The organism is Pseudomonas sp. BRM28 (assembly GCF_002939405.1).
Lineage (GTDB): Bacteria > Pseudomonadota > Gammaproteobacteria > Pseudomonadales > Pseudomonadaceae > Aquipseudomonas > Aquipseudomonas palmensis.
Genome location: NZ_PEFV01000001.1, coordinates 2,170,555 through 2,182,482, shown reverse-complemented (window position 1 = coordinate 2,182,482; position 11,928 = coordinate 2,170,555). Strand labels below are relative to the sequence as shown.

Sequence of the window (11,928 nt, the reverse complement as noted above, 5' to 3'; positions counted from 1 at the left end):
AGAATGCTCGCCCCGACTTATCCACAGATGGCCGCCCTTTGCTTACCGAGTCCCGCCGCCGCGCCTACCTGAACGCCATGCAAGTGGTGCACTGGCTGCCGCGCGCCGAACTGCCGTTCGCCGCGCCATCGCGCCCCGAGCTGCTGCGGGTACCCGAACCGCTGGTCGAGGCGCCGGTGGTGCTGCCGGCAGTGGTAGCCAAGGCGTCTGCACCGGCTGCCAAGCCGGCCGAGCGGCCAAAAATCGAGATTCCGCGACCGACGGTCAGCGCCAAGCCGGCCAGCAAGCCGGTGCTCGACGCCGAAGAAACCGCCGCCGTGGTCAAGCCAGCGCTGGTACCGCCGCCCCGCTTTGCCTTGCAGTTGCTGCGTGCCGGCGATTGCCTGGTGCTGGTGGAGCTGGTCACCGGCCAGCCGTTCCAGAGCCGCGACCCGTCCTACCTGCTGCTCAAGGACATGCTGCGCGCCGCCGGCCTGCCCGACAGCCCGCAGATCATCGGCGAGCCGGTACGCTGGCCGTTGCTGGTGCGCGGCACCCTCGACCAGGGCCCGCTGGCGGCGCGTGATTTTGTCCAGGGTTTCATCCAGGCCCGCCTTGAAGAGGCGCCCTGCAGCTGCCTGTGGCTGGTCGGCCTGCCGGCGGTGCGCTTTGCCGGTGAAGCCGACGAGCAGGCGTACTACCGCGAATTGCCGGTGGAGGGCCTGGGCAACTGCTGGGCCTTGCCTGGCCTTGAACTGTTGATGGACGAGCCCGCCCGCAAGGCGCACGTCTGGCAAGCCATGCGCCGGCTGATGGCGCGCTGGAAACCACGCAATGAGTGACAACATCAGTTTTCGCCGCATGACCGAGGCGGATCTGGATGCCGTGCTGAAGATCGAATACGCCGCCTTCAGCCACCCATGGACCCGGGGGATCTTTCTCGACGGGCTGAAGAACTACGAAATCTGGCTGATGTTCGAAGGCCAGCAGCAGGTGGGCCACGGCGTGATCAACGTGATCATCGACGAGGCGCACCTGCTCAACATCACCGTCAAGCCCGAAAGCCAGGGCCGTGGCCTGGGCTTGCGCCTGCTCGAAGAGCTGATGAAGCGCGCCTACGCCAGCAACGGCCGCGAGTGCTTCCTCGAAGTGCGCGCCAGCAACCAGTCGGCGTATCGCCTGTACGAGCGCTTCGGCTTCAACGAGATCGGCCGGCGACGCGACTACTACCCGGTGGCAGGTGGCCGCGAAGATGCGCTGGTGATGGCCTGCACGTTGTTCGAAGAATAACCCTTCAGCGCTCGCGCTTGCCGTCCAGCGGGTCGCGGCGTGCCAGTTCGGCCTCGTCCAGGCCGTTGCCGCCGCCAATGTCATCTTCGTCGACTACGCTCAGGTCCCAGTCGGCCGGGTGGTCGCCGCCGACTTCATCGGCTGAGCGGGCGCCGTCTTCGGGGATCAGGGTTTCGGGCGTCAGGTCATCGTCGCTGGGGTCGTAGTGCGTGTCGGTCACCGGTGGGTCTTGATCGAAGTCCAGCGGCTGCACCGAGCCCATCTGGTCGTCGATGGTATCGATCGGTACGGGTTCCGGGGAATGCGGCGGGCGATGTGATTCGGTCATGTCTATTCTCCTGCGGGTGGCCTGTAAGGGGTGGACCGGCCACTGGCGGGAAGATTCAAAGGCGTGACCCGAACGGGGTGGCGCCAGTCACACATGCGCATTCCCATGAGGCTTGACCATGCACGATCTACAAGAACTGATTGATAACAACGCGCGCTGGGCCGATGCGATCAAGCAGGAAGATCCGGACTTCTTCGCCAAGCTGGCGCGTCAGCAGACTCCGGAATTCCTCTGGATCGGCTGTTCGGATGCGCGGGTGCCGGCCAACGAGATCGTCGGCATGCTGCCGGGCGACCTGTTCGTGCACCGCAACGTGGCGAACGTGGTGCTGCACACCGACCTCAACTGCCTGTCGGTGATCCAGTACGCGGTGGACGTACTCAAGGTCAAGCACATCCTGGTGACCGGGCACTACGGTTGCGGCGGCGTGCGGGCCTCGATGCAGGACCGTCAGCTGGGCCTGATCGACGGCTGGCTTCGGGCGATTCGCGACGTGTACTACGAGCATCGTGTGGAATTGTCCAAGCTGGCGACCGAGGAAGAGCAGGTCGACCGCCTGTGCGAGCTGAACGTGATCCAGCAGGTGGCGAACGTGGGGCACACCAGTATCGTGCAGAACGCCTGGCATCGCGGGCAGAGCCTGTCGATCCATGGGTGCATCTACGGGATCAAGGATGGCCTGTGGAAAAGCCTGAACACCACCATCAGCGGGTTCGAGCAGCTGCCGCCGCAGTACCGGTTGCGTCCGCAGGACTGACCGCCCATTGGCTGTTGCAGGAGCCAGCCTGGCTGGCGAAGGCCGCGCTACCTGTCCGTGGTGCGGCCTTCGCCGGCAACGCCGGCTCCTACAGGTTGCGTAACGCCCGCGTCATCACCCCCGTATTGCACTTGGCATGGGCCTGCTCCGGCGTCATCTGGCGTACCGTGCGGAAAAACAGCCCGCAGGTCTGCTTCTTCTCCTTCACCTGCCATTTTTGCGTGCATGCCCCCAGCGTGGCACTTGCATCCGCCTTCGGGTTGCGCCCCATTCCCGCCTGCCAGCACGCCGCGCTCAAGTCCTGCCCCATCATCCGCAAACCGGCCGCATCGGCCTTGTCCGGGTCGTTGTCGTTGTTCTTCGGGTCGGCGGCGTACCAGATCGCGCTCGGGTGATTTGCGCCCAGCACCGGCACGTTGCGCCCAGGCACCGGGCTGATGCTCACCAGCCCCAGTACCTTCACCTCTGGCCCGTACTGCTGCTGCACCCAACTGCGCACCGGCGCACCGAACGCCACCATCGGCAGGCTGGCGCCGTCAGCGGCCGCGGTCATGTCCCTGACCATGCGCACCTGGTAGTCGGTGAAATACCCGTACACCCCTTCTAGGTCCTTGCCGGCACTGGCTGGCGCGGCAATCGGCGCGATGTCCACGATGGTCTGGTAGGCCGGGGTGTGTTGCGCCGGCACGCCGTTGAAGGTCAGCAGCTGGGCCCAGCGGTCGGTGGTGTTGGAGCGCAGGTAGTCCTGGGCCTGGGTCAGCGAGTAGTCCGGCGGAAAGTGCAGCAGCTCGATGCTGCGCCGGTTCTCCAGGGCCATGCCCAACGGCAGGAACAACGCCCAGTTGTACGCCCACTTGCCCTCGCGATTGAGCCGGTCGGCACCTGCATAGGCCAGTTCGCCGCTGTCGAGCAGGGCCTTGAGCGGGGCAGCGTAGGTGGTCGGTACGCCGCTGATGTCGGCATGCAGCTGGTCGTGCTCGCGACGCACCGTCACCGTGGCGGTCGGGTAGCCATCGCGCTGCACGCTCTGGGTCAGGTAGTGCTCCACGGTGCGCTCCAGCGACCAGTCGCGAAAGCAGATCACCCCGCAGTTGTTGGGGTAGGCGAATAGGCGGGTCACGCGCTGCGCATCGCCCAGCGGTACGCGGGCGTCGGCCAGCACGGCGCTGCTGGCGGCAAGGGCGATCAGGCCCAGGGCAAAAGGTGTACGCATGTTCAACTCCTTGTCGATGAACTCCCGATGTGCGGAAGGCTTGCCATACTGGGGTAGTTCTCAGGACGAGGGGAAGGGGGCAGGATCATGAAGGGGTATCCGGGCATTGCACTGTTCGCCGGGCTGTTGAGCGTGTTGCCGGCCCACGCCGACGAGCGCGACCTGTGGTCGTTCGCGCAGTGGACGGGCAGCCACGATACGCGCGCGTTTCGCGAAATGCTGGTGCAGGCGCGGCTGTATGGGGTAGTGCCGTTGTACCAGCTGCTGCGCTCGGCCAGCGACTGGCGCCTGTGCAACGCCGAGCCGTTCGCCGTGGCGCCGCCCGACCAGTGGCCGGCGGTACGCTCGACCCTGCAGTTGCTCAAGACCCTGGGCGAGCAGCAGCGCCTGAAAACCTACGAAGTGGTCTCGGCCTATCGCAACCCCACCCTCAACCGCTGCGCCGGTGGTGCCCGCGACAGTGCGCATACCCGCGCCTTCGCGGTCGACCTGCTGCTGCCGGCGTGGGCCGATCCGCGACCATTGTGCGAGTTCTGGCAGACCCAGGGCCAGGCCTGGAACATGGGGCTTGGCCGCTACCCGTCGGGGCGCATCCATATCGACACCGCCGGCTACCGCACCTGGGGCGGCGACCTGAGTGCCGACTCGTCGTTTTGCCCGCGCCTGGCGCCCAGCTCCTGAACAGCTCGGCGATGGCGGGGCGAGGAACTCCTGGGCCCCGCAAGGTACGGAAGTAGTTCACCCCCTGCACATCAACCCGCCCCGAGGACTCGCCCCATGCTCGAATCGACCTGGACTGCGCTCAAGCATCATCAGCGTGTGCGCGAGATTGTCGTGGTGCTGGCCAACTTCGGCGCCCAGGACGTTCTGTTCCGCCTGGGGCTGGGCAGGCTGCTGGGGGAGGCCGAAACGGTGGCCGGCCTGCCCGCCGACGAAGGCACCCCGCAACGCGTGCGGCGGGCGCTGGAGGCGCTGGGCCCGACCTTCGTCAAGCTCGGGCAGATCCTCTCCAGCCGCAGCGACATATTGCCGGCGGCATGGATCGACGAGTTGCAGGCCCTGCACAGCAGCGCCGCTACCTTGCCCTGGGCGCAGCTGCAGGCCCAGGTGCTCGAAGACCTGGGCGCCGAACTGGACCAGGTGTTCGCCGAGTTCGACACCACCCCGCTGGCGGCGGCGTCCATGGCCCAGGTGTATCGGGCACGCCTGCTCGGGGGCGAGGAGGTGGTGGTCAAGGTTCAGCGTCCGGGGCTGCGGCGCAAGATGACCGCCGACCTGCAACTGCTCGAAAGCGTTGCGCAACTGGTCGAGCAAAACACCGCCCTGGCCGACTACCAGCCGCGCAAGATGGTGCGGCAACTGGCCCGGGCCATGCTCGAAGAGCTGGACTTCACCCAGGAAGGCAGCCACTGCGACGCGGTGGCGGCCAATTTCGCCAGCCAGCCGCACATCGTCATTCCGCGCATCTACTGGGCCCACAGTAGCGAGCGGCTGCTGGTGCAGCAGTACCTGCCCAGCCATACCCCGCTGGAGCGCGAGGCGCTGATCGCGCAGGGCCTGGACCCGAGCCTGCTGGCCAGCCGCGGCGCCGCCGCGTTCATCAAGATGCTGCTGGAGGACGGGCTGTTCCATGGCGACCCGCACCCGGGCAACCTCAAGGCCATGGACGACAACCGCGTGGGCTTCATCGACTTCGGCATGGTCGGGCGCCTTGGCGAGCGCCGTCGGCTGGAGGTGATGACGTTCATGCGCGCCCTGACAGAGGGCAACAGCGATGCACTGGTGACGGTGCTGGTGGACTGGAACGACGACGGCGTGCGCAACATGCCCGCCATCGAGCAGGCGGCCGGCGAGTACATGGCGCGTCACGGCGGCAAGGCGCTGAAGATGGGCGCGCTGATCGAGGATTTTCTGGGGCTGATGCGCGAATACCGCCTGCTGCTGCCGCCCGACCTGCTGGTGCTGTTCAAGGCCCTGGTGACCGCCGACGGCGTACTGACCCGGCTGGACCCGCAACTGGACCTGGTGGCCACCGCCAGACCGGCGATCAGGGCTCAGCTCAAGGCGCAGCTGAGCTGGAAGATTGCCAGGCGCCTGGGGCTCGATGGCCTGGAACTGGGACGCGGCCTGCTCGGCGAATTGCCGCAGCTGACGCGGCTGCTGGTGAACCGCTTCAAGCATGGTGTGCTGGAGATGCGCGTCGATGTGCCGGGGCTGGAGCGCCTGGAGCGTTCGTTGCGCCTGGCCTCGACGCGGCTGTCGCTGGCGTTGCTGATCAGTGCGCTGGTGATTGCCTTCGGCCCGCAGATCGCCGCTGCCGGGCCGGTGTGGCTGGGCTTGCCCGCCGTCAGCTGGCTGGCGGCGATCGCCACCCTGGGCGGCTTGCTGGCGTTTTTGCGCAGCCTGTTCAAGAGCCCGTGAGCCAGTCGGCAAAGCGCCGCTGCGCCGTGCCGGCAGCGAAGGGCTCGGGGCTCAGCAGGTAGTAGGCCGAACCGTCCTCGGTGAACCCGTAGGGTGCCACCAACTGCCCGCTGTCGAGCTCGTCCTGCACCATCATGCGCGAGGCCAGCGCCACGCCCAGCCCGGCCAGGGCTGCCTGGATGCACAGGTAGAAGTGTTCGTAGCCGGCGCGGCTGCTGCCCCTGGCCGACTGGCCGCTCAGGCGCAGCCAGTGCTTCCAGGCGTCGGGACGGGTGGCGCTGTGCAGCAGGCGGGTACCGGCAAAGCCCTTGTCGGGCAGTGCCAGGTCGGCGCGACACACCGGCCCCACTGCCTCGTTGCAGAGCTTGAGGCTGTGCAGGCTGGCATCCCAGTGGAAGTCGTCGCGGCGCAGCGCCAGGTCGATGCCGCTGCGGGCAAAGTCCACCGGCCCGCCGGCGGCCACCAGGTGCAGCTGGATGTCCGGGTGCGCGGCATGGAACGCCGGCAGCCGCGGGATCAGCCACTTCATCGCGATGGTCGGCTCGCATGACAGCACCAGCACGTTGTCGCGGGCCTGCTGCAGGCGTTGCACGCTGGCGTGCAGCTGCTCGAACACCGACAGGGTGGTGTCGTGCAGGGCGCGCCCGGCCGGCGTGAGGAAAATGGCGCGGTTGCGCCGCTCGAACAACTGCACCCCCAGGGATTCTTCCAGCAGACGCACCTGACGGCTCACCGCACCGTGGGTGACGTTGAGCTGTTGGGCGGCGCGCACGAAGCTTTCGGTCTGGGCGGCGACGTCGAAATAGCGAAAGGCGGCGAGGGCGGGCAGTTTCATATGTGTGAGGAAAACTAGCGGATTTGCGCCACTATAAATCGCTTTTTTGCCGTGCTGAAGCTTTCGATAATGGCGCTGCGCAGAATCATCTGCGTCATTTCATGGAGTATCGACGGTGGGTGAATTGCTGGCGGTGGCCTTGATTACCGTGTTGGCGGTGATCAGCCCGGGGGCGGACTTTGCCATGGTGACACGCAGCAGCTATGCGTTTGGCAGGCGCAGCGGATTGCTCGCCGCCCTGGGGATTGCCTGCGGCGTGCAGGTGCATGTGGTGTACACGGTGCTGGGGGTGGCAGTGCTGATCAGCCAGTCGCCGGGGCTGTTCATGGCCATGAAGGTGGTGGGGGCAGGGTACCTGATCTACCTGGGGTATCGGTCGCTGCGCACTCGTGCGCCGGTGGCCCTGGAGGGCGCGGCGGGGGTGACGGGGCGCGGTGCATGGGGGGCGTTCGCATCGGGCTTTCTGACCAATGCGCTGAACCCCAAGACCATGCTGTTCGTGGTCAGCGCCTACAGCCAGGTGGTGCAGCCGGGGGCCTCGCTGGGGCTCAACTTTGCCTATGGGGCGTTCATGTCGCTGGCGCATTGGGTGTGGTTCAGCCTGGTGGCGCTGTTCTTTTCGCGGGAGGCGTTGCGCCAGGCGATGCTGCGCCGCCAGCGCATGGTGGACCGGGTGATCGGGGTGGCGTTGATCGGCCTGGGGGGGGCGGTGGTGTTCGTGAATGTGCGCTGAGCGCCTGGCCGCTGCGCTGGCTTGCCAGCGAAAGGCGCACCACCGATCCCGCCATTGCATCTCCCACCAGCGGCGCCATAAGATATAACCATTCTCATTTAGTGCCGCCGACATGAAAGCCACCCCACCCGCCGACAGTCTCGCTTCGTTGTACAAGGGCTACCACGGTTGGCTGCTGGTGTGGCTGCGCCAACGCCTGGACTGCCCGCACAACGCTGCCGACACGGCCCAGGACACTTTCATGCGCCTGCTCAGCGCCGGCAGCTATGTGGCCCCGCGCGAGCCGCGGGCGTTCCTGGCTACCGTGGCGCGGCGTCTGCTGATCGACCGCGGGCGCCGGCAGAAGCTCGAACAGGCCTACCGCGAAGCGCTCGCCCGGCACGTCGAGTACCTCGACCAGGCACCTTCTCCCGAGCAGATGCTGGCCGCGCTCCAGGCCCTGGAGCACATCGCCCGTGCCCTCGACCTGATGAGCGTGCGCGCCCGCGAAGTGTTCATCCTGCGTCACCTCGAAGGGCTCAGCCATGCCGAGATCGCCGCACGCCTGAACGTCTCGACCAAGACGGTGCAGAACCACCTGGTGCAGGCCCTGCTGCACTGCCACGCTGCCACGGATCCTGCCCTGTGAACCTGCCTGCGGCCACGCTGCGCAAGGCTGCCGAATGGCTGGTGCGCCTGGACGACAGCGCCAGTGCCGGCGACCAGCAGGCCTTCGAGGCATGGCTGGCCAGCGACCCGCAGCACCTGGAGGCCGTGCGCCAGTTGCAGGGCAGCCTCGCGCCACTGCGTGAACTGCCCCGTGCGCCGGCCCGCGCGGCGCTCAAGCGCATTGCGCCGCAACCCCGTGGCAAGCGCGCGCTCAAGGCGCTGGCAATCAGCCTGGGCCTGCTGCTGCCGGCCGGCCTGGTGCTGCAGCACTATCCGCCGGCTTATCTGATGGCCGATATCCGTACCGGCAGCGGCCAGTGGGCTACACAGCAATTGCCGGACGGCAGCCGCATCAGCCTGGATGGCCGGTCGGCGGTCGACCTGCAGTTCGACGCCCAATCGCGCACCCTGCGCCTGCTCAGCGGCGAGATCCTGCTGGATGTGGCCAAGGACGCCAGTCGCCCGTTCCGCGTGGTCACCGAACACGGCAGCATCCGTGCCCTGGGCACCCGCTTCATGGTCGAGCGCAGCGAGCACAGCACACGCCTGGCCATGCTCGAGTCGAGCACCGAGGTCAAGAGCGCCGGCAGCAGCCGCACGGTCAGCGCCGGCCAGCAGGTGCGCTTCGACGCCACTGGCATCCAGCCACTCCAGGCGGTCGACGCCGCCGGGCTGGAGCAGGCCTGGGCCAGCCACCAGATGATGGTCAAGGAGCAGCCGCTGGGCGAGGTGCTGGAGCGCCTGGCACGCAATCACGGCGGCTACCTGCTGTTCGATGCCAAGGCGCTGGCGCACCTGAACGTGACCGCCGTGTTGCCCGCCGACGACAGCGAGCGGGCGTTGCGCCTGCTGGCGCGCAGCTTCCCGATCCGGGTGCAGCACTACACCCCGTGGGTCACGCGAGTCACTCTTGAATAGAAATCCTTATCAAACGCTTCCAGTTCCCGTTACCTGTGCGTCCTTGTATTAGCCAATACATCGGAGAGTCGGGAACATGCCTTCACACAAGCCCCTCAAGCCCAGCCGCGCCCTGGCGCTGGCGGTTCATCTAGCCCTCGGCACGCTGCCGCTGCTGGCCCTGCAGCCGGCGCATGCGCAACAGCAGGTGCAGCGCTATGCCATCCCGGCCGGGGCGCTGGGCGACGTGCTGAGCCGTTATGCCCGCGAGTCGGGGGTGGCCATTTCGTTCAATGCCGGCCAGGTCGCCAACCTGTCCAGCGCCGGGCTGCAGGGCAACTATGCCCTGCAGGACGGCTTCGCCGCGCTGCTGTACGGCCACGGCCTGCAGGCCCAGGCCAGCAGCGACGGCTACGTGCTGGTGGCGCTGCCGGCGGCCAACGGCGCGGTGGAGCTGGGCGCCACCAGTATCAACGGGCAGGTGCTGGGGAGCACCACCGAGGGTACCGGCTCCTACACCACCGGGCCGATGCAGACGGCCACCAAGCTGCCCCTGAGCATCCGCGAAACCCCGCAGTCGGTGAGTGTGATCACCCGCCAGCGCATGGACGACCAGGACATGCAGAGCCTGGAAGATGTGCTCAAGAACACCCCCGGCATGTCCATGACCAAGGACGGCCCGCAGCGCCCGACCTTCTATGCTCGCGGCTTCACCGTCGAGAACCTGATGAACGACGGGCTCTCCAACGACCTGTCGCATTACCTCTCGCGGGACATGAACTCCACGCCCGACATGGCGATCTACGACCACGTCGAGGTGGTGCGCGGCGCCACCGGCCTGATGCAGGGCTCGGGCACGCCGTCGGCGGCGATCAACATGGTGCGCAAGCGCCCCACGGCCGACCCGCGCCTGAGCATCACCGGCAGTGCCGGCAGCTGGGACAACTACCGTACCGAGGTCGACGGCTCCGGCGCGCTCAACGACAGCGGCACCCTGCGCGGCCGGATGGTCACCGCCTACCAGACCCGCAACAGCTTCCAGGACGTGGCCGATACCGAGCGCTCGGTGTTCTATGCCATCGGCGAGGCCGACCTGAGCGACAACAGCACCTTCACCCTGGGGCTGTCGAACCAGAGCGTCAACAACACCTCCACCTGGGGCGGCCTGCCCACTGGCATCGACGGCAGCGACCTGCACCTTTCGCGCTCCACCTACCTGGGCAACGACTGGGAATACTGGGACCAGGACAACACCACCCTGTTCAGCCGCCTGGACTATCGCCTGGACAACGACTGGAAGCTGCTGCTGGCGGCCAGCCGCACCTGGTCGAAGCTCAAGATGCTCGGCAGCATGACCGAGCGCATGGGCGATGAGGGCGAGGTGTTCGGCCAGTACCTGGGGCAGTATCACTACGACGACGAGCAGAGCAGCTATGACGCCTATGCCACCGGGCCGTACCAGTTGCTGGGGCGTACACACGAACTGGTAGTCGGGGCCAGCCGCCGCGAGCTGACCTTCGAGGGCAAGGGCAACTACAGCGACGACCTGATCGGCATGAACATCCATGCCTGGGACCCCGGCAGCCTGCCCAAGCGTCGCCTGGACCTGAACTACTGGCACCAGGACCGCGAAACCTCACAGACCGGCACCTACGTCACGTCGCGCTTCAACCTGGCCGACGACCTGAAGCTGATCGTGGGCGGGCGCCTGGACTGGTACGACAGCGAATCCCAGACCCGCAACGGCACGCGCCTGGGCAAGCCTGTCAACGTGAGCGTCACGCGCAACCTGACCCGCTACGCCGGGGTGATCTACGACCTGGATGCGCAGCATTCGGTGTACGTGAGCTACACCGACATCTTCAAGCCGCAGTCCGAGCAGGACGCCAGCGGCAGCGAACTCAAGCCGATCGAGGGCAAGAACTACGAGGTGGGGATCAAGGGCGAGTACTTCGACGGCGCATTGAATGCCAGTGCCGCGGTGTTTCGCATCGACCAGGAGAATCGCGCCAAGACCCTGGAGCGCTACCAGTGCTCCGACCTGGTGCCCAGCTGCTCCGAGGCGGCGGGCAAGCTGCGCAGCGAGGGTATCGAGCTGGAAGTGAACGGCACCGTGCTGCCGGGCTGGGAACTGGGCGCGGGCTACACCTTCGCTCAGGTCAAGTACGTGAAGGACGGCGACCCGGCCAACGAGGGACGGCTGTTCGACACCGACATCCCGCGGCACGTGTTCAAGGCGTTCACCACCTACCAGCTGCCGGGCGAGTTCGAGCGCTGGAAGGTCGGCGGCGGGGTGTACCGGCAGAATGCGATCTACAACAAGGGTGACAACTGGTACGCCACCGACAGCACCTACCGCATCGAGCAGGATGCCTACACCTTGGTCGACCTGATGCTCAGCTACAAGGCCTCCGAGCACCTGGACGTTCGCCTGAACGTGAACAACGTGTTCGACACCAGGTACTACCAGAGCATTGCCACCAACACGGTGTATGGCGGCAACTTCTACGGTGACCCACGCAATGCGATGCTGACGTTGCGCTGGTCGCTCTGAAAGGATCAGGCCGGCTCCTGCGGGCGTGCAGGGGCCGGCCTTGCCGGCGAAGCGGCCGGCACTTTTCTTCAGGCATGAAAAAAGGGCCTACCTTTCGGTAAGCCCTTTTTAGTACTTGGTGGCTACACAGGGACTTGAACCCCGGACCCCAGCATTATGAATGCTATGCTCTAACCAACTGAGCTATGTAGCCAAGTGGCGCGCATTATTCGCTCGAAACGATGTTGTGTCAACACCCAATTTCAAAAAATTTAACGCCCGATCAACCGCTTA

At 66.4% G+C, this 11,928-nt stretch carries 12 protein-coding genes and 1 tRNA gene; 9 read left to right on the top strand and 4 right to left on the bottom strand.

The features are described 5' to 3' along the window. Positions 1–38 precede the first annotated feature (38 nt). Positions 39–821 carry a hypothetical protein gene (locus CR917_RS10460; protein WP_043859815.1) on the top strand — a complete coding sequence of 261 codons (783 nt, stop codon included), beginning with the start codon at positions 39–41 and terminating at the stop codon, positions 819–821. Continuing rightward, the gene (gene rimI / locus CR917_RS10455) at positions 814–1,269 is read left to right on the top strand and encodes a ribosomal protein S18-alanine N-acetyltransferase (protein ID WP_043859816.1); all 456 of its coding nucleotides are present in this window, start codon (positions 814–816) and stop codon (positions 1,267–1,269) included. Before CR917_RS10460 ends, rimI begins: the two co-directional genes overlap by 8 nt. 4 nt (positions 1,270–1,273) lie before the next feature. Here rimI and CR917_RS10450 read toward each other — a convergent pair whose 3' ends face one another. Next, a complete protein-coding gene (locus CR917_RS10450; RefSeq protein WP_104572260.1) occupies positions 1,274–1,597 on the bottom strand; it encodes a serine kinase/phosphatase in 324 nt (107 codons plus the stop codon). Between the two features lie 118 nt (positions 1,598–1,715). Between CR917_RS10450 and can the strand changes: the two genes are divergently transcribed. Continuing rightward, the gene (can, locus tag CR917_RS10445) at positions 1,716–2,354 is read left to right on the top strand and encodes a carbonate dehydratase (protein WP_043859818.1); all 639 of its coding nucleotides are present in this window, start codon (positions 1,716–1,718) and stop codon (positions 2,352–2,354) included. An 88-nt stretch (positions 2,355–2,442) separates the two neighbouring features. Here the strand turns inward: can and CR917_RS10440 are convergent, their stop codons facing one another. Then, positions 2,443–3,567: a hypothetical protein gene (locus CR917_RS10440; RefSeq protein WP_043859819.1), complete on the bottom strand. Its 1,125-nt coding sequence runs from the start codon at positions 3,565–3,567 to the stop codon at positions 2,443–2,445. Between the two features lie 87 nt (positions 3,568–3,654). On the opposite strand from CR917_RS10440, the gene CR917_RS10435 reads away from it, so the two are divergent. Beyond that, entirely contained in the window at positions 3,655–4,248 is a 594-nt protein-coding gene (locus CR917_RS10435) for a D-Ala-D-Ala carboxypeptidase family metallohydrolase (RefSeq protein ID WP_104572259.1), read from the top strand. A 96-nt stretch (positions 4,249–4,344) separates the two neighbouring features. Next, entirely contained in the window at positions 4,345–5,988 is a 1,644-nt protein-coding gene (locus tag CR917_RS10430; RefSeq protein ID WP_104572258.1) for an AarF/ABC1/UbiB kinase family protein, read from the top strand. Here the strand turns inward: CR917_RS10430 and CR917_RS10425 are convergent. Then, entirely contained in the window at positions 5,975–6,823 is an 849-nt protein-coding gene (locus CR917_RS10425; protein WP_043859822.1) for a LysR substrate-binding domain-containing protein, read from the bottom strand. The genes CR917_RS10430 and CR917_RS10425 overlap by 14 nt on opposite strands. Positions 6,824–6,938: 115 nt before the next feature. Here CR917_RS10425 and CR917_RS10420 point away from each other — a divergent pair, with 115 nt between their 5' ends. From CR917_RS10420 to CR917_RS10405, 4 genes are all read left to right on the top strand, one after another. Continuing rightward, positions 6,939–7,556: a LysE family translocator gene (locus CR917_RS10420; protein WP_104572257.1), complete on the top strand. Its 618-nt coding sequence runs from the start codon at positions 6,939–6,941 to the stop codon at positions 7,554–7,556. Between the two features lie 112 nt (positions 7,557–7,668). Beyond that, positions 7,669–8,184: a sigma-70 family RNA polymerase sigma factor gene (locus tag CR917_RS10415; protein WP_043864306.1), complete on the top strand. Its 516-nt coding sequence runs from the start codon at positions 7,669–7,671 to the stop codon at positions 8,182–8,184. Further along, the gene (locus CR917_RS10410) at positions 8,181–9,122 is read left to right on the top strand and encodes a FecR family protein (protein ID WP_054916256.1); all 942 of its coding nucleotides are present in this window, start codon (positions 8,181–8,183) and stop codon (positions 9,120–9,122) included. Before CR917_RS10415 ends, CR917_RS10410 begins: the two co-directional genes overlap by 4 nt. Positions 9,123–9,198: 76 nt before the next feature. Then, positions 9,199–11,655: a TonB-dependent receptor gene (locus CR917_RS10405; protein WP_043864307.1), complete on the top strand. Its 2,457-nt coding sequence runs from the start codon at positions 9,199–9,201 to the stop codon at positions 11,653–11,655. A 116-nt stretch (positions 11,656–11,771) separates the two neighbouring features. On the opposite strand, the gene CR917_RS10400 is transcribed toward CR917_RS10405, so the two are convergent. Further along, positions 11,772–11,848 (bottom strand) — tRNA-Met (locus CR917_RS10400). Positions 11,849–11,928 lie beyond the last annotated feature (80 nt).

Coding starts and splice junctions, on each gene's coding strand:
- CR917_RS10415 (WP_043864306.1), top strand. CDS start 7,669: ATGAAAGCCACCCCACCCGCCGACAGTCTCGCTTCGTTGTACAAGGGC.
- CR917_RS10450 (WP_104572260.1), bottom strand. CDS start 1,597: ATGACCGAATCACATCGCCCGCCGCATTCCCCGGAACCCGTACCGATC.
- CR917_RS10430 (WP_104572258.1), top strand. CDS start 4,345: ATGCTCGAATCGACCTGGACTGCGCTCAAGCATCATCAGCGTGTGCGC.
- CR917_RS10435 (WP_104572259.1), top strand. CDS start 3,655: ATGAAGGGGTATCCGGGCATTGCACTGTTCGCCGGGCTGTTGAGCGTG.
- rimI (WP_043859816.1), top strand. CDS start 814: ATGAGTGACAACATCAGTTTTCGCCGCATGACCGAGGCGGATCTGGAT.
- CR917_RS10425 (WP_043859822.1), bottom strand. CDS start 6,823: ATGAAACTGCCCGCCCTCGCCGCCTTTCGCTATTTCGACGTCGCCGCC.
- CR917_RS10440 (WP_043859819.1), bottom strand. CDS start 3,567: ATGCGTACACCTTTTGCCCTGGGCCTGATCGCCCTTGCCGCCAGCAGC.
- CR917_RS10405 (WP_043864307.1), top strand. CDS start 9,199: ATGCCTTCACACAAGCCCCTCAAGCCCAGCCGCGCCCTGGCGCTGGCG.
- can (WP_043859818.1), top strand. CDS start 1,716: ATGCACGATCTACAAGAACTGATTGATAACAACGCGCGCTGGGCCGAT.